Source organism: Streptomyces sp. GbtcB6 (assembly GCF_019091475.1).
GTDB lineage: Bacteria > Actinomycetota > Actinomycetes > Streptomycetales > Streptomycetaceae > Streptomyces > Streptomyces hyaluromycini.
The window spans coordinates 385069-405259 of record NZ_JAGXJL010000003.1; the positions used below are offsets into that span (position 1 = coordinate 385069).

The 20191-nt window shown below is 69.7% G+C and carries 19 protein-coding genes; 9 read left to right on the forward strand and 10 right to left on the reverse strand.

The features are described from left to right. Positions 1–26: 26 nt before the first annotated feature. Both KVT45_RS07185 and KVT45_RS07190 read left to right on the forward strand, forming a co-directional pair. Positions 27–878 carry a hypothetical protein gene (locus tag KVT45_RS07185; protein WP_308310669.1) on the forward strand — a complete coding sequence of 284 codons (852 nt, stop codon included), beginning with the start codon at positions 27–29 and terminating at the stop codon, positions 876–878. A gap of 708 nt (positions 879–1586) precedes the next feature. Beyond that, on the forward strand, positions 1587–2318 hold the full coding sequence (locus KVT45_RS07190) for a type II toxin-antitoxin system death-on-curing family toxin (protein ID WP_217545640.1): 732 nt from the start codon (positions 1587–1589) through the stop codon (positions 2316–2318). A 170-nt stretch (positions 2319–2488) separates the two neighbouring features. On the opposite strand, the gene KVT45_RS07195 is transcribed toward KVT45_RS07190, so the two are convergent. Continuing rightward, on the reverse strand, positions 2489–3247 hold the full coding sequence (locus tag KVT45_RS07195; protein WP_217545641.1) for a hypothetical protein: 759 nt from the start codon (positions 3245–3247) through the stop codon (positions 2489–2491). Between the two features lie 361 nt (positions 3248–3608). Between KVT45_RS07195 and KVT45_RS07200 the strand changes: the two genes are divergently transcribed. Further along, the gene (locus KVT45_RS07200) at positions 3609–3911 is read left to right on the forward strand and encodes a hypothetical protein (RefSeq protein ID WP_217545642.1); all 303 of its coding nucleotides are present in this window, start codon (positions 3609–3611) and stop codon (positions 3909–3911) included. On the opposite strand, the gene KVT45_RS07205 is transcribed toward KVT45_RS07200, so the two are convergent. The 3 genes from KVT45_RS07205 to KVT45_RS07215 all read right to left on the reverse strand — a co-directional run bounded on the left by KVT45_RS07205 (position 3908) and on the right by KVT45_RS07215 (position 5647). After that, positions 3908–4252 carry a hypothetical protein gene (locus KVT45_RS07205; protein ID WP_254646394.1) on the reverse strand — a complete coding sequence of 115 codons (345 nt, stop codon included), beginning with the start codon at positions 4250–4252 and terminating at the stop codon, positions 3908–3910. The two genes, KVT45_RS07200 and KVT45_RS07205, sit on opposite strands and share 4 nt — an antisense overlap. A gap of 260 nt (positions 4253–4512) precedes the next feature. Beyond that, positions 4513–5043 carry a PaaI family thioesterase gene (locus KVT45_RS07210; protein WP_217545643.1) on the reverse strand — a complete coding sequence of 177 codons (531 nt, stop codon included), beginning with the start codon at positions 5041–5043 and terminating at the stop codon, positions 4513–4515. Between the two features lie 97 nt (positions 5044–5140). Then, positions 5141–5647: a helix-turn-helix domain-containing protein gene (locus tag KVT45_RS07215; RefSeq protein ID WP_254646395.1), complete on the reverse strand. Its 507-nt coding sequence runs from the start codon at positions 5645–5647 to the stop codon at positions 5141–5143. Positions 5648–5784: 137 nt separating this feature from the next. On the opposite strand from KVT45_RS07215, the gene KVT45_RS07220 reads away from it, so the two are divergent. Continuing rightward, a complete protein-coding gene (locus KVT45_RS07220) occupies positions 5785–7368 on the forward strand; it encodes an MFS transporter (RefSeq protein WP_217545644.1) in 1584 nt (527 codons plus the stop codon). A gap of 75 nt (positions 7369–7443) precedes the next feature. On the opposite strand, the gene KVT45_RS07225 is transcribed toward KVT45_RS07220, so the two are convergent. Genes KVT45_RS07225 through KVT45_RS07240 form a run of 4 tightly spaced genes read right to left on the reverse strand, consistent with a single transcriptional unit; the run spans position 7444 to position 13104 of the window. Beyond that, the gene (locus KVT45_RS07225) at positions 7444–8604 is read right to left on the reverse strand and encodes an acyl-CoA dehydrogenase family protein (protein ID WP_217545645.1); all 1161 of its coding nucleotides are present in this window, start codon (positions 8602–8604) and stop codon (positions 7444–7446) included. 5 nt (positions 8605–8609) lie between these two features. After that, positions 8610–9557 (reverse strand): hydroxymethylglutaryl-CoA lyase, encoded by a 948-nt coding sequence (locus tag KVT45_RS07230; RefSeq protein ID WP_217545646.1) that lies wholly within the window; start codon positions 9555–9557, stop codon positions 8610–8612. Further along, a complete protein-coding gene (locus KVT45_RS07235; protein WP_217545647.1) occupies positions 9554–11476 on the reverse strand; it encodes an acetyl/propionyl/methylcrotonyl-CoA carboxylase subunit alpha in 1923 nt (640 codons plus the stop codon). The genes KVT45_RS07230 and KVT45_RS07235 overlap by 4 nt, the downstream gene beginning before the upstream one ends. An 11-nt stretch (positions 11477–11487) precedes the next feature. Beyond that, the gene (locus KVT45_RS07240; RefSeq protein ID WP_217545648.1) at positions 11488–13104 is read right to left on the reverse strand and encodes a carboxyl transferase domain-containing protein; all 1617 of its coding nucleotides are present in this window, start codon (positions 13102–13104) and stop codon (positions 11488–11490) included. A gap of 86 nt (positions 13105–13190) precedes the next feature. Between KVT45_RS07240 and KVT45_RS07245 the strand changes: the two genes are divergently transcribed. From KVT45_RS07245 to KVT45_RS07265, 5 genes are all read left to right on the forward strand, one after another. After that, the gene (locus KVT45_RS07245) at positions 13191–13790 is read left to right on the forward strand and encodes a TetR/AcrR family transcriptional regulator (protein ID WP_217545649.1); all 600 of its coding nucleotides are present in this window, start codon (positions 13191–13193) and stop codon (positions 13788–13790) included. A 379-nt stretch (positions 13791–14169) separates the two neighbouring features. Next, a complete protein-coding gene (locus KVT45_RS07250; RefSeq protein WP_217545795.1) occupies positions 14170–15327 on the forward strand; it encodes an acyl-CoA dehydrogenase family protein in 1158 nt (385 codons plus the stop codon). Positions 15328–15362: 35 nt separating this feature from the next. Next, a complete protein-coding gene (locus KVT45_RS07255) occupies positions 15363–16229 on the forward strand; it encodes an acyl-CoA thioesterase II (protein ID WP_217545650.1) in 867 nt (288 codons plus the stop codon). A gap of 9 nt (positions 16230–16238) precedes the next feature. Continuing rightward, the gene (locus KVT45_RS07260) at positions 16239–17246 is read left to right on the forward strand and encodes a cation diffusion facilitator family transporter (RefSeq protein WP_217545651.1); all 1008 of its coding nucleotides are present in this window, start codon (positions 16239–16241) and stop codon (positions 17244–17246) included. Positions 17247–17369: 123 nt separating this feature from the next. Further along, positions 17370–17693 carry a hypothetical protein gene (locus KVT45_RS07265; RefSeq protein WP_217545652.1) on the forward strand — a complete coding sequence of 108 codons (324 nt, stop codon included), beginning with the start codon at positions 17370–17372 and terminating at the stop codon, positions 17691–17693. Positions 17694–17783: 90 nt separating this feature from the next. Here the strand turns inward: KVT45_RS07265 and KVT45_RS07270 are convergent, their stop codons facing one another. Both KVT45_RS07270 and KVT45_RS07275 read right to left on the reverse strand, forming a co-directional pair. Continuing rightward, positions 17784–18572, reverse strand: a complete 789-nt coding sequence (locus KVT45_RS07270) for a phosphatase (protein ID WP_089105210.1) — start codon at positions 18570–18572, stop codon at positions 17784–17786. A 65-nt stretch (positions 18573–18637) separates the two neighbouring features. After that, positions 18638–20167 (reverse strand): PucR family transcriptional regulator, encoded by a 1530-nt coding sequence (locus KVT45_RS07275; protein WP_217545653.1) that lies wholly within the window; start codon positions 20165–20167, stop codon positions 18638–18640. Positions 20168–20191: the final 24 nt, after the last annotated feature.

Below are 20191 nucleotides of genomic sequence, written 5' to 3' on the forward strand. Positions count from 1 at the left end.
GCCGGGCCTCAGGCATGCTCAGCTCCGTGAACACCGACAGCAGCGATCAGCCATTGAACGTCACTGACTCCACTGAGAACTGTGTCGAGGTGGACGCAGCCGGGACGATCGCCACCCTGGACGAGGTCGAGGCCTACAAGGGCTTGCTGACAGGAGCTGACTGGGCTGCGCTCGGGCACGCATGCGGGTCGGCCATCGATGCGCCCCAAATGCTGGCCGCGCTACTCGACCCAGACCAGAGCACGAGAACCGAGGCGCTCAGCTATCTACACGACCCCTTGAACCACCAAAACACGCTCTACGAGGCGACAGTGCCCGCGGCGCTGTACGTGGCCGCGATCCTCTCGGATCCGCGAACGACCCGCACGGTGGACAAGAGCCGCCACGCCTTCCCTGGTTGCATGCGCGCTGAGCTGCTCAGCTGGATTGCTTCGGTGGCGAATGAAGTCACAGACGAGGCCAAAGCCCTCAGCCAACGCCACGGATACGCCCTTGACGACTACCCACCGGCCGTCGGTATCCAGAGGATTCGACCGCTCCTGTTCTCGGCGTCTCTCCCTTACACCGATGACCCCGACCGGCACGTGCGCGAAGCGGCCCTGACAGCTTGCATCCCACTTCTTGACGATCCCCGGCTGGTGCGCCACCAGCGGCCCCTGGTGCCCTTGGTCCGAGAGGTCTTGGGCACAAGTGGACTTTGGCAGCACCGCGAACGGGCCATCGACGCCCTTGACGCATGGGGCGAGGACTCCTCGGGCTTGGAAGGCCGGCGGAATCCGTCCCCGTTCTGCGACTCCGATCCGGCGGCCAACGATCCATGGGCCCGGCTCGTTGACCCCAACCCCGCCGAGGGGTACAGCGAAGACCCGCCGTTCTGAACTCACTCACCCAAGATCCACAAGGTCGTCAGCCGGTGAGTTGCAACTTTCTCTACTGGTTCAAGGCGGCTCGCTCCGCTCACCGCGCGCGGTCCGGCCGACGCCCGTACCGCGCACTGAGCAATGAACACTTGCAGTCAGAGAAGAAGTCCGCCGTGGCCGGGGCGGCGGCTCCACGGCCTACTACAGCTCAGCCATGAGTCAGACGGTGAACCTGCACGGTGTCAGCGCTCGTCGCTAGGGTGCAGCCATGGGAGCCAATCGACCAGCAGTGCCGGTGCGGGTGCAGCGAGGCACACGCGCGCCTGACCGGTCGCCGCGCCCGCCATCGTGGCTGACTGTCGGTGGCTGAGGTTCAGACGGCTCGCATCGCAGGTACCAGACGGCAGCTGAGCGCGGCAAAGCTGGGCCCGCCCCTGGGCCGCGCGAGGCCCTCAATAGTGGCTCAGGACGACTGACGACGATCATCAGGCGCAGGGCTCCACACACCTGAACAGGGGAGACTCAAGCCGCCAAGATCCCTAAGACCCAGTAACGAGCAGGACCTTGACTTCGCCGTTGAGGCTCCGTCAACCGCGGCGGGCAGTAAAACAGCTCCACAATGTTCACAGAACGTGAAACAATCCGGACACACACCTTCCACTATCAATTTCGGAGGAAATTAATATGGCAAGGACTGCCTACTCGGGCTCCTACTACGCCTTGACCGTGGAGGAGGTGCTGAATGTCCGAAAGCGTCTTTCGAAAAGCACCCTAGGTGCTCAGGACTTTGGTGGACATCGACCGATCGACGAGAACAAGCTTGCTTCCGCGGTAGAGCGACAGAATACCGGAATGTCCGACGGGAATGGGGTATTTCGGCAAAAGTACGAGCGACCACACGAGAAGGTGGCAACGCTCTTTTACGGGATCGCGAAGAATCACGCTTTCGAGAACGGCAACAAGCGGACTGCCCTGGTGTGCAGCCTTGTCTCACTCGAACGGAATGGCTACGACCTTTGTAACACGACAGAGGAAGATCTTTACGAAATGGCAACTTCGGTCGTGGCTGGAACTTTCCCAATCGCCAAGAACGAGGTACGTGATCCCGATGCAGAGGTACGTGCACTGGGTAGCTGGTTTCGCTCGCGCCTCCAGCGGCAAGAATTCGGCGATCATTCCATGAGCTTTCGAGATCTGAAGAAGGTGCTCGCCGCTCATGGATGCGAATTCGACGCTCCAGACAAGAATTTCATCAAAATCAGGCGCGGTAATTTGGCCGTCAAGACGGGTTATCCCAAAGATAATTTCGATATCTCAGTCTCGGAGATCAAGCGAATCCGCAAGCAATTGGGTCTGCACGACCTGGGGAGCAGTCGCGACTTTTATGACATTGACAATGCGGTCGATAACTTCGTAGATGAATACCGCTACCTCCTTCAGCGTCTGGCGGATGCTTAACTGTGTGCTGTCTCGGAGGAGGAACACAGGAGTGAGTGTGTAACTGCGTGTCAACGCCGACGGACAACGGCGAACAATCGCGACCCCTCTCCCCTCCGTCGGCGTAGGTGAGAGTCGCCCCATCTCAAGGCGGGCCCTTACATGTTTTTTCGGGACGAAGAGGTCGTGCGCTAAAGGACTTCGCGCTTGATCAGTGAGCCATCAGGGCCCAGTGTGTAGAAGCGGGGCGAAGCCATGGCTCCCACGGCTCTGCGCATCTCGGCTTCTTGCCTTGCGAGATCAGATCCGTGGGGGTCCCGCGCACGGAATCCGTAAAGCTCAATGGCGTCTGCGTCGATGTCATCGGGCTCGGGGCGCCCCTCCTGGATGAAACCGCAAAGCGCCCTCAGCGCGTCTTCGCCCAGTTCCAAAGGGTGGAAGGGCAGGGGGTACGGCTCTTCATCTTCGTCGGGCCAGGGCACGGTGTCAGCCGGGCGGTCTCCGGCCCAGTAGGGCAGTTCGAAGGGGAGCGGTTGGCCGATGTTCTCGATGACCCCGCTGTCAGGGGACAGGCTCAGGGAGCGGACGAGGCGCCCGTGCTCCCACACGGCGAACGCCAGCCAGTCGACGACGCTGTGCATGGCGTGCAGGACGAGTCGTCGGCCGGCGCTTGCCGCCACGAGGTGCTTTGGGAGTTGGGAGGGAAGGTCGATCATCACCCTCTGGTCGCAGATGACTTCCGCACCGGGCCAGCTGGCTGCGTACGCCGTCCCCTTCGGGGGGTATACGCCGTCCCAGAGAGTCGAGCCGTCGCGCTCCTCGATCTCCCAATCCGGGTACAGCCGCCGCATCATGGCGGCCGTCCGATCGCGGTCCGCCGCCCCTACTCCTCGCAGCAGCCCCGGTATGTCGCCGTCGGCGTACACCAACAGTCCCGTCTTGGCTCCCAAAGCCCCTCCCCAGAGCGTTGCCCTTGATGGCGGAAGCACCTTAGCCGCACACGCTGACAACAGGGGTGTCACAGCCTTCGCCCTGCCAGCCTGCCCCGGAGTCCTCCGACATCCGCACCTCGTGGTCGCACCACAACCGCACCAGATTGAGCGGGGAACAGCGGCGAACCACGGTGAAAGCAGGTGCCGCCTATAAGGCCTCAGTCCAACCGTTCGCCCTGGTCAGCGGCCAATCCAACCTCGAATGATCGCAGCTTCCCAAGCTGATGGCCGCAAGCCGTGAGTGAAGATCGTGTTGACGGCGATCCCAGCCCCGCTCATGGCATTGACCGGTCCGTCGCGTCGCCTCACGATGATCCGCGTGACGTACACCGTCGATCTTGCCGGCTCAGCTCCGGCAAGTGCTCCTCCCGGCACGGCCGGCGCCGTCTTCCTCGTCCTGGTGGGAGTCGGCCTGCTGTGCGGAGGGACTGTCATCGCCGCCGACTACAAGAAGGTGGCGTCCCGCCTCTATACGAAGGCGATGAGTACGCAGCGGAACGAGCCGGCTCGTATCTACGGGGGCCCTCCGGCGGGGCCGTCGTCCCTCAGAGTGATCGGGCTCTTCCAGATCCTCGGCGGCACCGGTGTGGCCGCTGTCGGTGTCTGCTTCCTCAGCCGTTAGTCGGTACGGGTCCCCGATGTGGCTTGTCGGACGGGACCCCTGGGCCCTCCGAGGTCGCTCGGCAGGCTCTCGTTGTCCTCGGGCATTCCGATGGCGAAGGGGAATGACTCCAGGAACTTCCGCCGCGCAGGGTCTTGCTCCGCTTCGGCCAAGTCCGCGAGCACCTGCGAGAGCCGTTGGCGTTGATCTGAGGGCAGTTGCACGAGCGCCCAGCCAACGCTCTCCATCATCTTCACCGCGGAATCGGGATCCACTTCCTCGTCCCCGCAGCTCTCCAGCCACCACACGAGGTCAACGAGCAGGTCGGCGAGTGCCGGCACGAGCGGATCCCTGTGAGTCATGCGGGCAATTTAGCCGTGCCCTACGACACCGCCCCACAGCCGGTGCGTGTCCAACTGCGTGACTGCAGGGATGGAGAGCGGTCATGACCCCGCGGTGAGGGGACGGAGTCAAAACCCTGTGCTGCCAAGTTGCCCCATAGCCGCGGCAGACCCTGCGGGGTCAGGCCAGGTCGGCTGACGTGGGGGTTTGCGGTGTGCGCTGCGTTGAGCTGCGGGAAGTCCACTCGGTGGTTCCTGCGGGCCAACACCGTTTCCCGGGCTCACGTGTCCTGGCTGCCCCGCACCGGGAAGAGCATGCAGCTGCTGGTGGCATGGGCCAGCAGCCGGTCCTCGGAGTCGCGGAGTTCCGCCTGGGCGAGTGCGGTGCGGCGGCCGCTGTTGAGGACGGTGCCTATGGCGCGGACCTTGCCGGTGTCGACGGTGATCGGGCGCAGGAACTTCAGGGTGAGGTCGATCGAGGTGTACCCGGTGCCCTGGGGCAGCACGGACTGCACCGCGCAGCCGGCCGCCGAGTCGAGGAGCGTGGCGTAGACGCCGCCGTGGACGCTGCCTATCGGGTTGTAGTGCTCCTCGCCCGGTACCAGTGCGAAGACCGCCCGGCCGTACTCGGCCTCCTCCAGGGTGATACCCAGGGCGGCGGTGATCGGCGGTGCGGGCAGGCGCCCGGCCAGGATCTCGCGGAGGAAACCGAGACCGCTGTGGTGCGGGACGGCACCGGCGGAAACCGCGGGGTCCTCCCAGCCGAACGTACGTGACCTGGACCCCTGCCCGGGGTGGAAGTCGAGCGTCAAGACAACTCCTCGTAGTGGGTGATCCGCGTCCGCCGTGGGCGTCCCGCCGTGGTCGTTGCGCCGTGGGCGTCCCGCCGTGGTCGTTGTGCAGGGCGGCTCAGTCGCCGTCGGGTTCGGGGCTGTCCGGGCCGACGCGGATGAGGCCCGGGCCGGCGTCGACGAACGATTCCCTGAGCCGTACGTCGTGGCCGTCGTCGCAGCGCAGCACCGCGTGCACCGCGGCGCCGCAGTCCCGGTGGCGTACGACCAGCGGGGGTCCCTGTTCGTCCGCGGCCCAGGTGTCGCCCCACTGCCGCAACGCCGTCAGGACGGGCAGGAAGTCCCGGCCCTTCTCGGTCAGTTGGTAGGCGTACCGGGTCCGCTGGCCGGGTTCCTGGTACGGCACGCGCTCCAGGAGCCCGGCGGCGGTCAGTTCCTTCAGGCGCGCCGAGGCGGCGGGTTCGCCGATGCCCACGCGCCTGGCGAAGTCGTCGAACCGGCGGGTGCCCAGGAACGCCTCGCGCATGATCAGCAGCGCCGTCCTGGTGCCCGCGATCTCCAGCGTGCGGGCGACGGAGCAGTTGGCCATGGACCAGGCGTCGCGCTCCTGCAGCAGGTCCGTCATCTCTTCACCCTCCGCCTGACTTGCCTCGTGCGAAGCCAGCCTATAGCGTCACTGCTGACTTCTGCAATCGTAAGTCAGCTCGGGTCGTCGAGGGCGCTGCCGCCCGCTGCCCGCAGCTCGGCCGAGACGAGGACACGATGGCTTCCACCCCTTCCCCCGCCCCTGGCCGGCTCAAGCCGACCGACCGGCCGCCCGGCGACCCGCTTCCCTCCCACCAGCCCTCCCGGCGCGCGGCGGCCGTCACCCTCGTCGCGATGTGCCTGGGCGCCATGACGACCTTTCTACTGATCACCGCATCGGTGTCGGCGCTGTCGGCCATCCAGGACGACCTGCACGTCTCCCCGACCGGCCTCGTCTGGATCCCCTCCGCGTACACCCTGCTCGTGGCCAGTCTGGTGATGTCCGCGGGCACCATCGGCAACCTCTACGGCCGAAAGCGGGCCTTCCTCGCCGGCGCCGCGGTCATGATCGTCGGGTCCCTCACCGTCTACGCCTCGGGGTCGACGGGAGGCGTCATCGCCGGCCAGCTCGTCTCCGGCCTCGGCGGCGCCCTCATCCTGCCCAACAGCCTGGCCATCCTGGGGGCCGCCTTCCCGGACCCCCACCGGCGCACCGAGGTCGTCACCGCCTGGGCGGCCGCCTCCGGCATCGGACTCGCCGCCGGCCCGCTGATAGCGGGCACCCTGCTGGACCACTTCCACTGGAACACGGTCTTCCTGTCGACCGCCGCCCTCGCGGTCGTCACCATGGCCGCCGCCGTCTTCGTCGCCGAGTCACGCGGCCCCGCCGGCAGGCTCGACATCCCCGGCCAGATCCTGGCCGCCCTGGGCATCGCCGCCCTCGTCTACGCCCTCATCGAAGGCGGACACGACGGCTACACCAGCCCCCGGATCCTCATCGCCTGGTTCGTCGCGGCCGCGGCCCTGAGCGGCTTCGTCCTCGTCGAGCGGGCCGCCCGCACCCCCATGCTGGACATGGGCCTGTTCCGGTCGGCGTCGTTCAGCGCCGTCATGTTCGTCGCGGCCGTCTCCCTGTTCGGCTTCACCGGGGTGGCCATCCTCTCGGTGCTCTTCTACGAGCGTGTCCAGCAGCTCTCCGCCCTGGACGTGGGCTGGCGGCTGCTGGCCTTCTTCGGCGTCTACGTCGTCGTCGCCTACGCGACCGGACGCGTGATCCGCCGTACCGGCTTCAAGCTGCCGCTGACCGTGGGCTTCCTCGTCGGAGCCGCCGCCGCGGCCGGATTCACCACGCTGGAGCCGACCACCCCCTATGCCCGGGTGTGGTGGCTGTACGTGTTCTTCGGCGCCGCGTCCGGGATGGTGGCCGCGCCGAGCACCGCCGCCGCCCTGGTCAGCGTCTCCCACGAACACGCCGGCATGGCCTCCGGAGCCGTCAACGCCTTCCGCCAGATCGGGTCCGTCACCGGCTCCGCCCTCCTCGGCGCACTGCTCGCGAGCCGGCTCCAGTCCCGGCTGCCCGACCGGCTCGACGCACACCACGTCCCCCGAGCGGCCTGGCCCGCCGTCGAGCACGCCGTCTCCACGGGCACCGGCGGTCACGGGACGACCCCGCCGAACGTGACCGCCGCCGTCGGCGACGCCTTCACCTCCGGCGTCCACGCCGGCATGACCGTCGTCGCCGCCGTGTTCCTGTGCGCGGCCCTGGCCTCGGCCCTGCTGGTGCGCAACCGGCCGCACCACACCACCGCCACGGCGAACTGACGCGCGACGCGGATTCGCCTGCGGGCGTGCTCCGGCACCGAGGCCTGCCCGAGCCCATGCCGCCGCCGGTCGGCCTCAGCTCACCAGCCCCAGCTCCCGTGCGATCAGCATCCGCTGCACCTCGCTCGTGCCCTCGCCGATCTCCAGGATCTTGGAGTCGCGCCACATGCGGGCCACCGGGTACTCGTTCATGAAGCCGTAGCCGCCGTGGACCTGGGTGGCGTCGCGGGCGTTGTCGACGGCGATGGTGGAGGAGTACAGCTTGGCGAGGGCCGCCTCCTTCTTGAAGGGTTCGCCGGCGACCAGGCGGGAGGCCGCGTCGCGCCAGGCCAGGCGGGCCGTGTGGGCCTTCATCTCCATGTCCGCGATCTTGAACTGGATGGCCTGGTTGGCGCCGATCGGTCGGCCGAAGGCGTGCCGTTCCTTCGCGTACTTGACGGACTCGTCCACACAGCCCTGGGCCAGGCCGGTGGCGAGGGCGGCGATGGCGATGCGGCCCTCGTCGAGGATGCGGAGGAACTGGGCGTAGCCGCGGCCCTCCTCGCCGAGCAGGTTGGCGGCGGGGACCCGGACGTCGGCGAAGGACAGCTCGCGGGTGTCGGAGGCGTTCCAGCCGACCTTGGAGTAGGGGGCGGCGACCGTGAAGCCGGGGGTGCCGGAGGGGACGATGATCGAGGAGATCAGCGGCTTGCCGTCCGGTTTGCGGCCGGTCACCGCGGTGACCGTCACCAACCCCGTGATGTCCGTCCCCGAGTTGGTGATGAAGCACTTGCTGCCGTTGATCACCCACTCGTCGGTGGCGGGGTCCAGGCGGGCCGTGGTGCGGGTCGCGCCCGCGTCGCTGCCGCCGTCCGGCTCCGTGAGGCCGAAGGCGCCCAGGAGTTCGCCGGAGCACAGGCGTGGGAGCCATTCGCGCTTCTGGTCGTCCGTGCCGAAGAGGTGGATCGGCATCGCGCCGAGGGAGACTCCGGCCTCCAGGGTGATGGCCACCGACGAGTCGACGCGGGCCAGCTCCTCCAGGGCGATGCCGAGCGCCAGGTAGTCGCCGCCCATTCCGCCGTACTCCTCGGGGAACGGCAGGCCGAACAGGCCCATGCGGCCCATCTCGCGGACGATCTCGTACGGGAACTCGTGCCGCTCGTAGAAGTCGCCGATCTTCGGCGCCACGACGTCGTGCGCGAACTCCTCCACCGTGCGGCGGAGTTCTTCCAGTTCGGGGGAGAGGCGGTGGTCCATGGTCGTCACTCCTGGTGGGAGAGGGCGCGGACAGTACGGGACGGGCTGGGTCGGCCCAGTTGTTCGGCCATCCACACGCTGGTGGCGGTGAGTTTGCCGAGGTCGACTCCGGTCTCGATGCCGAGGCCCTGGAGCATCCAGACCAGGTCCTCGGTGGCGAGGTTGCCGGTGGCGGACTTGGCGTACGGGCAGCCGCCGAGCCCGCCGGCGGACGCGTCGACCGTCGTCACGCCGTGTTCCAGGGCCGCGTAGGTGTTCGCGAGCGCCTGGCCGTAGGTGTCGTGGAAGTGCACGCCGATGACGTTCGTCGGCACGCCCTCCTCGTTGAGCAGGGAGAGCAGTTCGAGGACGTGGCCGGGGGTGGCCACGCCGATCGTGTCGCCGAGGCTCAGCTCGTCGCAGCCCATGTCGCGCAGCGCCCTGCAGACCCTGACCACCTGGTGGAACGGCACCGCGCCCTCCCAGGGGTCGCCGAAGCACATCGAGACGTAGCCGCGGACGTGGACGTCCGCGTCCTTCGCCTGCCGGACGACCGGGTCGAAGACGGCCAGGGACTCGTCCAGCGAGCGGTTGAGGTTGGCCTTGGCGAACGACTCGGTGGCGCTGGCGAAGACGGCGACCCGGCGGGCGCCGAGGGCGAGGGCGCGGTCCAGGCCCCGCTGGTTGGGGACGAGGACGGGCAGGGCGACGCCCCGGAGGTCGGCGAGCTGGGGGAACAAGTCTTCCGCGTCGGCCAGTTGGGGCACCCACTTCGGGTGGACGAAGCTGGTCGCCTCGATCGTCGTGAGCCCTGCGTCGGCCAAGCGGTGCACGAACTCGGCCTTCACCGACGTCGGTACCGCCGTCTTCTCGTTCTGCAGGCCGTCGCGGGCGCCGACCTCGTGGATCCGGACCCGGGCGGGCAGATCGGTGGCCGGTACGACCATGGGAAGGGCGCTCTCCGGGGTGGTCATGCCGTCTCCTCCTCGTGCGGGGTGATCACGGCCAGCACCTGGTCCATGGCCACCGTGGTACCCGGTTTCACGTCGAGTTCGGCGACCGTGCCGGCGTGCGGGGCGGAGATGACGTGCTCCATCTTCATCGCCTCCACCACCAGCAGGCTCTGCCCGGCGGCGACCTCGTCCCCGACGGCGACCTTCACGACGGTCACCGTGCCGGGCATCGGCGCGGTGAGGGAGTCGGCGCCGGCGTGGGCGGTACGGCTCAACGAGGCGGCGACCGGGTCGTGGTCGCGGACCTGCCAGGCGTCGCCGTCGCGGCCGATCCAGTCGGAGGTATGGAGGAAGGTGTGGCGGACGCCGTCCAGGGTGACCGACACGCGGTCGGCGGTGACGGTGTGGGTGCCGCGCGGGACGTACTCCACCGGGTCCTGCACCCGGAGGTGGAAGCCGACCGGCTTGGGCGTACCGCCGAGCCGCCAGCCGCTGGGCGCGGAGAAGGGGTCCGTCCAGCGCCCGTCCGCCGCAACCGGCTTCAGCGCCTCCAGCCGTACGGCCGCCGCCGCCTCGTACACCTCGTCCGGTACGTCCGTGGAGACCAGGTCGTCCACCACCCGCTCGACCAGACCCGTGTCCAACTCGCCCGCCACCACCGCCGGATGGGCAAGGAGACGGCGCAGGAAACCCGCATTGGTCTGCACGCCCAGCGTGACCGTCTCCGCTAGGGCCCGGCGGAGCTTCCTGAGCGCGGTCGCGCGGTCCGGGCCGTACGCGATCACCTTGGACAGCATCGGGTCGTACAGGCTGCCGACCTCGGTGCCCTCGCTGAGCCCGGAGTCGGTGCGGACGCCGTCGCCGTGCGGTTCCCGCAACAGCAGCACCGTGCCGCCGGTGGGCAGGAAGCCGCGCGCGGGGTCCTCGGCGCAGATCCGGGCCTCGACGGCGTGCCCGGTGAGTGTGATGTCGGCCTGGGCGAAGGGCAGTCGCTCGCCGGCCGCCACCCGCAGCTGCCACTCCACCAGGTCAAGGCCGGTGACCAGCTCGGTGACCGGGTGCTCCACCTGGAGGCGGGTGTTCATCTCCATGAAGTAGTACGACGAGGGGTCGCCGCCCGGCACGATGAACTCCACCGTGCCCGCGCCGACGTACCCGCACGAGCGCGCCGCCTGCACCGCGGCCTCGCCCATCGCCGCCCGCGTCTCCTCGTCGAGCAGGACCGAGGGCGCCTCCTCGATCACCTTCTGGTGCCGGCGCTGGAGCGAGCACTCCCGCTCGCCGAGGTGGACGACGTTCCCGTGGCCGTCGGCCAGTACCTGGATCTCGATGTGCCGGGGCCGGTCGACCCACCGCTCGACGAGGAGGGTGTCGTCGCCGAAGGAGGCGCGGGCCTCGCGGCGGGCGGCGGCGATCTCCTCGTCCAGGAGGGTCAGGTCCCGCACCAGCCGCATGCCCTTGCCACCGCCACCGGCGGAGGGCTTGAGGAGTACGGGGGCGCCCAACTCGCGGGCTGCAAGTGAAAGTTCGGGATCGCGGCCACCCGGGACCACCGGCACCCCGGCCGCCTGCACCGTCTCCTTCGCGCGGATCTTGTCGCCCATCAGCGCGATCGCCTCGGCCGGCGGGCCGATGAAGGCCAGCCCGGCCTCCTCGCACGCCCGCGCGAAGGCGGCGTTCTCGGCGAGGAAGCCGTAGCCCGGGTGGACGGCCTGGGCGCCGGTCCGCACGGCCGCCTCCAGCAGCCGCTCCACCGACAGATAGCTCTCGCCCGCCGGCGCCGGGCCGATCCGGACCGCCGTGTCGGCCTCCCGGACATGCCGGGCGTCCGCGTCGGCGTCGGAGTACACGGCCACCGAGCGGACGCCCAGCGAGCGCAGCGTACGGATGACCCGGACGGCGATCTCGCCCCGGTTGGCCACGAGTACGGTGTCGAACACGAGTCCCCTCCTCACATCCGGAAGACGCCGAACTGGGGCTCACCCAGGGGCGCGTTGCCACAGGCCGTCAGAGCCAGACCGAGCACCTGCCGGGTGTCGAGGGGGTCGACGACCCCGTCGTCCCAGAGGCGGGCGGTCGCGTAGTAGGCGTTGCCCTGGCGCTCGTACTGCGCGCGGACGGGCGCCTTGAAGGCCTCTTCCTCGTCGGCCGGCCAGCTCTCGCCGCGGGCTTCCAGCTGGTCCCGTTTGACGGTCGCCAGCACCGACGCGGCCTGCTCGCCGCCCATCACCGAGATCTTGGCGTTGGGCCACATCCACAGGAAGCGGGGGGAGTAGGCCCTGCCGCACATGGAGTAGTTGCCGGCGCCGTACGAACCGCCGACCACCACCGTCAGCTTCGGCACCCGCGTGCACGCCACGGCAGTCACCATCTTCGCGCCGTGCTTGGCGATGCCGCCGGCCTCGTAGTCCTTGCCGACCATGAAGCCCGAGATGTTCTGCAGGAACACCAGGGGGATGCCGCGCTGGTCGCACAGCTCGATGAAGTGGGCGCCCTTCTGGGCGGACTCGGAGAACAGGATGCCGTTGTTGGCGACGATGCCGACCGGGTGGCCGTGGATGCGGGCGAAGCCGGTGACGAGGGTCTGCCCGAACTCGGCCTTGAACTCGGCGAACCGGGAGCCGTCGACGACCCTGGCGATGATCTCGCGGACGTCGTAGGGGGTGCGGGGGTCGACGGGGACGGCGCCGTAGAGGCCGTAGGGGTCGGCCTTGGGCTCGACGACCGGGGTGACCTCCCAGGGCAGGGAGCGCCGGGCCGGCAGAGTGGCGACGATGTTCCGGACGATCCTGAGCGCGTGCGCGTCGTTCTCGGCGAGGTGGTCGGTGACACCGGAGACGCGGGAGTGGACCTCGCCGCCGCCCAGCTCCTCGGCGGTCACGACCTCGCCGGTGGCCGCCTTCACCAGCGGGGGGCCGCCGAGGAAGATCGTGCCCTGGTTGCGGACGATGACCGCCTCGTCGCTCATGGCCGGGACGTAGGCGCCGCCGGCCGTGCAGGAGCCGAGGACGGCGGCGATCTGCGGGATGCCCGCCCCCGACATCCGGGCCTGGTTGTAGAAGATCCGCCCGAAGTGGTCGCGGTCCGGGAAGACCTCGTCCTGCATGGGCAGGAAGGCGCCGCCGGAGTCGACGAGGTACACGCACGGCAGGCGGTTGTCGAGGGCCACCTCCTGCGCCCGCAGGTGCTTCTTCACGGTCATCGGGTAGTACGTGCCGCCCTTGACCGTGGCGTCGTTGGCGACGATCACGCACTCGCGCCCGCTGACCCGACCGATCCCGGCGATCACGCCCGCAGCCGGGGCCGCCCCGTCGTACATGCCGTCGGCCGCCAGAGGGGCCAGCTCCAGGAAGGGGGAGCCGGGGTCGAGGAGGGTGTCCACCCGGTCCCGGGGCAGCAGCTTGCCCCGCGCGGTGTGCCGGGCCCGCGCCTTCTCGCCGCCGCCCAGCGCGGCCGCGGCGAGCTTGGCGCGCAGCTCTTCCACGAGGACGCGGTGCGCCTCCTCGTTGGCCCGAAAGGCCTCCGACGCGGGGTCCGCCGCGCTCGTCAGCTCCGGTGCCTGGTCCATGCCGCGATCCCCTCACTTTGTTAATGAGCGTTAACGCATTTCCTTCAGGTTAACGACCGCTAACCTCCCTGTCTAGAATTGCCTTCATGGTCACGAGAACCGACGCCCCGACCCGCCGCGAGCAGATCCTCAAGGAGGCTGCCCGGCTGTTCGCCGAGCGCGGCTTCCACGGCGTGGGCGTGGACGAGATAGGGGCCGCGGTCGGCATCAGCGGGCCCGGTCTCTACCGGCACTTCGCGGGCAAGGACGCGATGCTCGCGGAGCTGCTGGTGGGGATCAGCGGGCAGCTGCTGAAGGGGGCCAAGCGCCGCCTGGCGGAGGCCGACGGGGACACCGCGCCCTCGGCGGTCCTGGACTCCCTCATCGAGGGCCACATCGACTTCGCCCTCGACGACCGTCCACTGATCACCCTGCACGACCGGGAGCTGGACCGCTTGCGCGACAGCGACCGGAAACTGGTGCGGCAGCTGCAGCGGCAGTACGTCGAGCTGTGGGTGGAGGTGGTCCGTGGCGTCTACCCGGCGCTCGCGGAGCCCGCGGCCCGCTCGGCGGTCCACTCGGTCTTCGGCCTCCTGAACTCGACCCCGCACTTGGGCCGACCGGGTTCCCTGCCGGGGCGGGGGGCGACGGCAGTGCTGCTGCACCGGATGGCGAGGGGGGCGTTCGAGGCGGCGGCGGGGGAGTGAGGGCGAAGATCCGCCCCCTTGGATCCACCGCGACGGCGATCGGCCACGGCGAAGGTGCTCGGCGGTGCCGAAGCGCCTCGGGCCGGTTCGGCACCGCCGGACTGCGCCGCCGTGGCTGATCGCCGTCGCGGCGGGATTTCTGGTGGGCGGGGCCTGGAGGTCGCGGCGGCGGTCATTTGGCGGGCGGTGAGTCGAGGGGTGTGGAGGGTCGGTCGGTGGGTGGTGAGTCGAGGGGTGTGGCGGGTCGGTCCGTGTGCGTCGGCGTGACGAGCGTTACCCCCGTCGCTCCCCTTTCCGCCCTGGACCCGTCGGCTACCCACCGGTACCTTGGAGTCTGAGCAAGCGCTTAGACATGCCGGAGTCCGTGGAGGTGGCGGCCGTGCGCCGTACGTTGTTCAACGAGGATCACGAGGCGTTCCGGGAGACCATCCGCGCCTTCATCGAGGCCGAGGTCGTACCGGTGTACGACGAGTGGTTCGCCGCGGGCCAGGCTCCCCGGGACTTCTACTACAAGCTCGCCGAGCTCGGCGTCTTCGGCATCCGTGTCGACGAGGAGTACGGCGGCGCCGGTATCGACTCCTACAAGTTCGAGGCCGTCCTGTACGAGGAGACCGCCCGTGCGGGCGTCGCCTTCGGCGGCTCCGGTGTGCACGTGCTGCTCGGCCTGCCGTACATAAAGCTGCTCGCCGACGACGAGCAGAAGAAGCGGTACCTGCCGAAGTTCGTCTCCGGCGAGGAGATGTGGGCGATCGCGATGACCGAGCCGGGCACCGGCTCCGACCTCGCGGGCATGAAGACCACCGCCAAGCTCAGCGAGGACGGCACGCACTACGTCCTCAACGGCGCCAAGACCTTCATCACCGGTGGTGTGCACGCCGACCGCATGATCGTCTGTGCCCGCACCTCGGCGCCCACCAAGGAGGACCGCCGGCACGGCATCTCCCTCTTCGTGGTGGACACCAAGGCGGAGGGCTACTCGGTCGGCCGCAAGCTCGACAAGCTCGGCCTCAAGACCTCCGACACCGCCGAGCTGGCGTTCGTCGACGTCAAGGTCCCCGTCGAGGACCTCCTCGGCGAGGAGAACAAGGGCTTCTACTACCTCGGCCACAACCTCGCCTCCGAGCGCTGGGGCATCGCCTTCGGCGCCTACGCGCAGGCCAAGGCCGCCGTCCGGTTCGCCAAGCAGTACGTGCAGGAGCGGGTGGTCTTCGGCCAGCCCGTCGCCGCCTTCCAGAACACCAAGTTCGAGCTGGCCGCCTGCCAGGCCGAGGTGGACGCCGCCGAGGCCGTCGTGGACCGCGCCACCGAGGCCCTGGACGCCGGTGAGCTGACCCCCGCCGAGGCCGCCAGCGCCAAGCTGTTCACCACCGAGGTCGCCCACCGCGTGATCGACCGCTGCCTCCAGCTGCACGGCGGCTACGGTTTCATGAACGAGTACCCGATCGCCCGCCTGTACGCGGACAACCGCGTCAACCGCATCTACGGCGGCACCAGCGAGATCATGAAGACGATCATCGCGAAGGACATGGGCCTGTAAGGTCCCTGCAATTACCGGCCAGTAGAAAAGGTGCCATGAACGAGGCACTAAGTGATCTCCTCGACCTGCTCGACCTGGAGCAGATCGAGGAGAACATCTTCCGCGGCCAGTCCCGGTCCGCCGTCGTCCCGCGCGTCTTCGGCGGGCAGGTGGCGGCCCAGGCGCTGGTCGCTGCCGGGCGCACCGTCCCGGCGGACCGGCACGCCCACTCGCTGCACGCGTACTTCCTGCGCCCCGGCGACCCGGGCGCGCCCATCGTCTACACGGTCGAGCGCATCCGCGACGGCCGCTCCTTCACCACCCGGCGAGCGGTCGCCGTCCAGCACGGCCGGCCGATCTTCGCCCTGTCGGCCTCCTTCCAGCTGGACGAGGAGGGCCTCGAACACCAGGCCCCGATGCCGCCCGCGCCCGACCCGGCGACCCTGCCCACCTCGGCGGAACGCCTCCGCGGCTACGACCACCTCGACCCCGCTGTCGTGGAGAAGTTTCTTGAGGCCCGCGAGGCCATCGACCTGCGGTACGTCGAAGAGCCGCCGTTCGGCAAGTACGGCGAGCCGCGCGAGCCGCACAGCCAGGTGTGGTTCCGCACCAACGGCAAACTCGAAGACGACCCCCTGCTGCACGTCGTCCTCGCGACGTACGTCTCCGACATGACCCTCCTCGACTCCGTCCTGCTCGCGCACGGCCGCGGCGGCTGGGCGGTCGGGGACGTGGTGGGCGCCTCCCTCGACCACGCCATGTGGTTCCACCGGCCCTTCCGCGCCGACGAGTGGCTGCTGTACGACCAGGAGTCCCCGTCGGCCCACGGCGGCCGCGGGCTCGGCCAGGCCCGGATCTACACCCAGGACGGTTCACTCGCCATTTCCGTGATCCAGGAGGGTGTGGTCCGCGTCCCCAGGTAACACTGGGGCATGGCCCAAGCCGAACACCTCGATCAAGCCCAACAGGGCGGCGGCGAGAGCACCTTCACGGTGATCGTCGCCGCCGTCGCCAATCTCGGGATCGCGCTCGCCAAGGCGGTCGCCGGAGTCATCAGCGGGTCCAGCGCGATGCTCTCCGAGGCGGCGCACTCGGTCGCCGACACCGTCACCGAGCTGCTGCTGCTCACCGCCCTCAAGCGCAGCGAGAAGCCCGCCGACGAGGAGCACCCCCTCGGCTACGGCCCCGAGCGGTACATCTGGGCCATGCTCGCCGCCGTCGCCACCTTCGTCGGCGGCGCCGTGTTCTCCCTCTACGACGGCATCCACACCCTGGCCGTGGGGGAGAAGCCGGGCGACCCCCTGGTGTCGTACATCGTGCTCGCCGTCGCCTTCGTGCTGGAGGGCTTCTCGCTGCGCACCGGGCTGCGGCAGGCGCGCGGGGAGGCGGCCCGCTTCAAGGCGCCGTTCAAGCTGTACCTCCGGAACACCCCGGACACCGCCGTGAAGGCCGTGGTGATGGAGGACTCGGCCGCGCTCGTCGGGCTGGTGCTCGCGGCCGGCGGGCTGCTCGGCGGCCAGCTGACCGGCTCCGGCGTCTGGGACGGCCTCGCCTCCCTCCTCATCGGCCTGCTCCTGCTGTACGTCGCCTGGGTGCTGGGCCGGTCCAACGCCGAGCTGCTCATCGGGCGGCCGCTGCCGAGGCCCGTGCGGGAGCGGATCCGGGCGGAGCTGCTGGAGTCCGAGCACATCGTGGCCGTACTGGAGCTGACCACGCTGGTGCAGGGCCCGCACGAGGCGCTGGTCGCCGCCAAGGTGGACTTCCGGGACGTGTCGACGGCGGCCGAGATCGAGTGGGCCTGCGAGCGGGCCGAACAGCGGCTGCGGGCCGCGTTCCCGGCGATCGGCCGGGTGTACCTGGACCCGACTCCCGGGCCGGCTCCGGACCCGACTCCCGGGCTGGCTCCGGGGGCCGTGAGCTCGGGAGATCACGGGCGGTGATCTTCCGACGTGCCGTCCGTCTTATCCGGAATTAAGCTCTATGAGTGAAATGCCGCACAGTGCATGTGCCGCATAGCGGACGTGCCGCGTAGCGGACGTAAGTCCGGCAGAAAGGTATTTCCCATGCGAGTACAGCGCGCGAGGCGTCTCGCCGCGATGTCTGCCGCCGGCCTGCTGCTGGCCGGTGGAGCCGCGGTCGGCGCCGCGGGTACCGCCTCGGCGGCCCCCGCCTCCACTCACCAGAGCGTGGTCACCGGCGGCTTCGGCTGCAACAACTCCCGGTTCGGCGGCGGGTTCAACAACGGCTGCCGCTTCAGCAACTTCGGGTTCCTCCCCGTCATCCCCGTAGTCCCCGTCGTGGTCGTCCCCACCGTGGGGTTCGGCGGCTTCGGCGGCTTCGGTGGGTTCGGCGGCTTCGGCGGCTTCAACGGTTTCGGTTTCGGCTGAACCGACCGGGCGTGACCGGACCAGGAACCCAGGGTCTAGGACCAGGCCACGATGTGCGGCTCCCGCTTCCGGGGGCCGCACATCGGTCTGTCAGGCCAGCCCCGCCTCGGCCAGCAGATACGCGGTCATCGGGTCGTAGTACCGCGGGCTGAGCACATGGTCGTCCAGCGGTACGGCCACCTGGAGGGTGCCCTCCGACTCGGCGAGGAACAGCGCCGGGTCGTTGCAGTCCGCGTATCCGACCGAGTCCAGGCCCACCTGTGCCGCATAGCCCGCCCAGCCGTGGTCGGCGACGACCAGGTCCGGCTGCGGCCTGCCCTCGCGCTCCAGACCGCCCAGGATGGCCTTCATCGGCTCCCCGGAGTGCGTGTGCCACAGCGTCGCGCCGTGTTCGAGGACCGCCACGTCGGCGAACTGCATGACGTATCCCTCGTCCGTCTGCAGCCCGTCCGGGATGACCACGATCTCGCAGCCGGCGGTGCGCAGCGCGGCCGCCGTCGCCCGGTGCACATCCAGCAGACCGCCCGGGTGACCGGTCGCGAACAGCACCCGCTGCCGCCCCTCGGCCGCCTTGCGCAGCCGCGCCGCCAGCCGGTTCAGGCCGTCCACGGTCAGCTCGGGGTCGATGGTGTCCTGGCCGTACCGGTACTCGGGGTCGTCGTTCACCCCGACCCGCTCGGCCATCACGGCCAGCACGTCCTGCTCGTCGGTCCACCGGTCGCCGAGTTCCAGCCCCAGCCACCAGTTGCGCTCGCCGTTGGCCAGCTTGCGGTAGTGGAGCAGGTTGTTCTCGCGGGGTGTGGCGACATCGCCCGCGATACGGGTCTTCACAAGGTGCTCTACGAGCTCGGCGCGGCTGGGCGTCCCGGGTATCGGCATAGCTTCATTGTGGGGCAGCGCACTGTGCGATTTCCCTGCGTATCGCCCGCTGGGACGTGCGTCACTCACTCCTGCCGCAGGGCGAACCACAGCTCCATCCGTACGTCCGGGTCGTCGAGTTCGACGCGGAGGAGCTCCGCGGAGCGGGCGATGCGCTGCCGCACGGTGTTGCGGTGGACGGACAGGGCGACCGCCGTACGGTCCCAACTGCCGTGCAGGGAGAGCCAGGTGCGCAGCGTCTCGACGAGAGCGGGGTGTTCGGCGAGGGGTTCGAGCAGTTCACGTGCGTGGGCCTGGGCCGCTTCCCTCGGGACGAGGGCGTCGAGAGCGGGACGGGTGCGGTGCCGGACGAGGGGGGTGCGGGTCGCTCGGGCGCGGGCCAGTGCGCGGGTCGCTTGCGCGGCTGCGGCCGACAATTGCTGTGCGGGTACGGGGGCGCTGACGCCTAGGGTCCAGCCGGGCTGTGGCTGGGGTGCTCGGTCGGCTGGGACGAGGATGCGTACGTTTTCCCCTACGGGGTCGATGAGAGTTGAGCCGAGTGCGGCGCCCAGTGCGGTGGCGGCCAGGAGGTCCGGCGGCTGCGGGTGGGTTGTGGCTGGTCGCGCAGTTCCCCGCGCCCCTGGGGAGGGACGGTCGCGTTGGTTGTTTGGGCAGGCATGTACGACGAACCAGTTGGTTCCCTTGCTCAGTAGGGGGGCCACTTCCTCTGGACCGCTTCCCAGCAGCAGTCTCACGAGTGCCGACGTGCGGGCCGCGCCTGAGCCGCTCTGCTGTTCGCCGGTGAGGAGGGTGAGGAGGACCGCGGCTACCGAGGCGATGGTGTGGTCGCCCGGTTCGCGGGCCGGGGTGGCCACGCCGAGTACGAAGCCGGTGCTGAGGGTGTAGGCCGCGAGGTGGGTGCCGGCGGCGGCGTGGGTGGCGGAGGTGGGGGTTCCGGGGCCGGACGGGCGTACGACCTCCGCGAGCTCGGCCAGGGAGGCGGTCTGCGGTGCCTCCGGTCGCCGGCCCGCCGACGCGATCTCCGCACCCTCCGGGCCGTACAGGGCCGTCCAGCCGCCGACCCGCTGGGCCAGCTGCCGCAGGACCGACGGCACCGGGTCCGGGCGGGCCGCCGCGGTGGCGAGGCTCTGCTGGGCCTCCGTGACGCGGCGCAGCTCGGCCAGGCGGGCCTGGGCCAGGAGCTGCCAGACCGCGCGGGCGACGGCGGTGAACGGGGTCTGCGGCGGGACCTCGACGAGCGGGAGGCCGTAGGTGTCGCAGGCCTCGACCAGGGCACGCGGGACCGTGTCGTGCACGGGCGCCACGCCGAAGCCGAGGGCGGCGCCGCCCGCCGCGACGATCCGGGAGACGTAGTCGTCGAAGTAGGTCCCCGAGCCCGCCGCGTCCGGGATGTGCACCCCGGCCGTCAGCAGCAGCTCGCCGCCCAGCAGGTACGGGTACGGGTCGGCCATCTCCGAGGTGTGCGCCGCGTGGACGACCGGGGGCGGGTCGGACGGCCCGGCGATCTGGCGCAGGGCGAGGTCCTCGCGGGCCAGGAGGGCGGCGAGGGGCACGGCGGGCGTGGGAGGCGCGGTGGGAACCGTGGGGTCCGGCATGGTGTGCGTTTCCTTCATCCCGTA

Bases quoted from the DNA above. Each gene is read 5' to 3' on its own strand.
- KVT45_RS07240 (WP_217545648.1), bottom strand. From the start codon at position 13,104: ATGGACCAGGCACCGGAGCTGACGAGCGCGGCGGACCCCGCGTCGGAG.
- KVT45_RS07205 (WP_254646394.1), bottom strand. From the start codon at position 4,252: ATGACTCACAGGGATCCGCTCGTGCCGGCACTCGCCGACCTGCTCGTT.
- KVT45_RS07245 (WP_217545649.1), top strand. From the start codon at position 13,191: ATGGTCACGAGAACCGACGCCCCGACCCGCCGCGAGCAGATCCTCAAG.
- KVT45_RS07220 (WP_217545644.1), top strand. From the start codon at position 5,785: ATGGCTTCCACCCCTTCCCCCGCCCCTGGCCGGCTCAAGCCGACCGAC.
- KVT45_RS07275 (WP_217545653.1), bottom strand. From the start codon at position 20,167: ATGCCGGACCCCACGGTTCCCACCGCGCCTCCCACGCCCGCCGTGCCC.
- KVT45_RS07265 (WP_217545652.1), top strand. From the start codon at position 17,370: ATGCGAGTACAGCGCGCGAGGCGTCTCGCCGCGATGTCTGCCGCCGGC.
- KVT45_RS07225 (WP_217545645.1), bottom strand. From the start codon at position 8,604: ATGGACCACCGCCTCTCCCCCGAACTGGAAGAACTCCGCCGCACGGTG.
- KVT45_RS07270 (WP_089105210.1), bottom strand. From the start codon at position 18,572: ATGCCGATACCCGGGACGCCCAGCCGCGCCGAGCTCGTAGAGCACCTT.
- KVT45_RS07230 (WP_217545646.1), bottom strand. From the start codon at position 9,557: ATGACCACCCCGGAGAGCGCCCTTCCCATGGTCGTACCGGCCACCGAT.
- KVT45_RS07260 (WP_217545651.1), top strand. From the start codon at position 16,239: ATGGCCCAAGCCGAACACCTCGATCAAGCCCAACAGGGCGGCGGCGAG.
- KVT45_RS07215 (WP_254646395.1), bottom strand. From the start codon at position 5,647: ATGACGGACCTGCTGCAGGAGCGCGACGCCTGGTCCATGGCCAACTGC.
- KVT45_RS07255 (WP_217545650.1), top strand. From the start codon at position 15,363: ATGAACGAGGCACTAAGTGATCTCCTCGACCTGCTCGACCTGGAGCAG.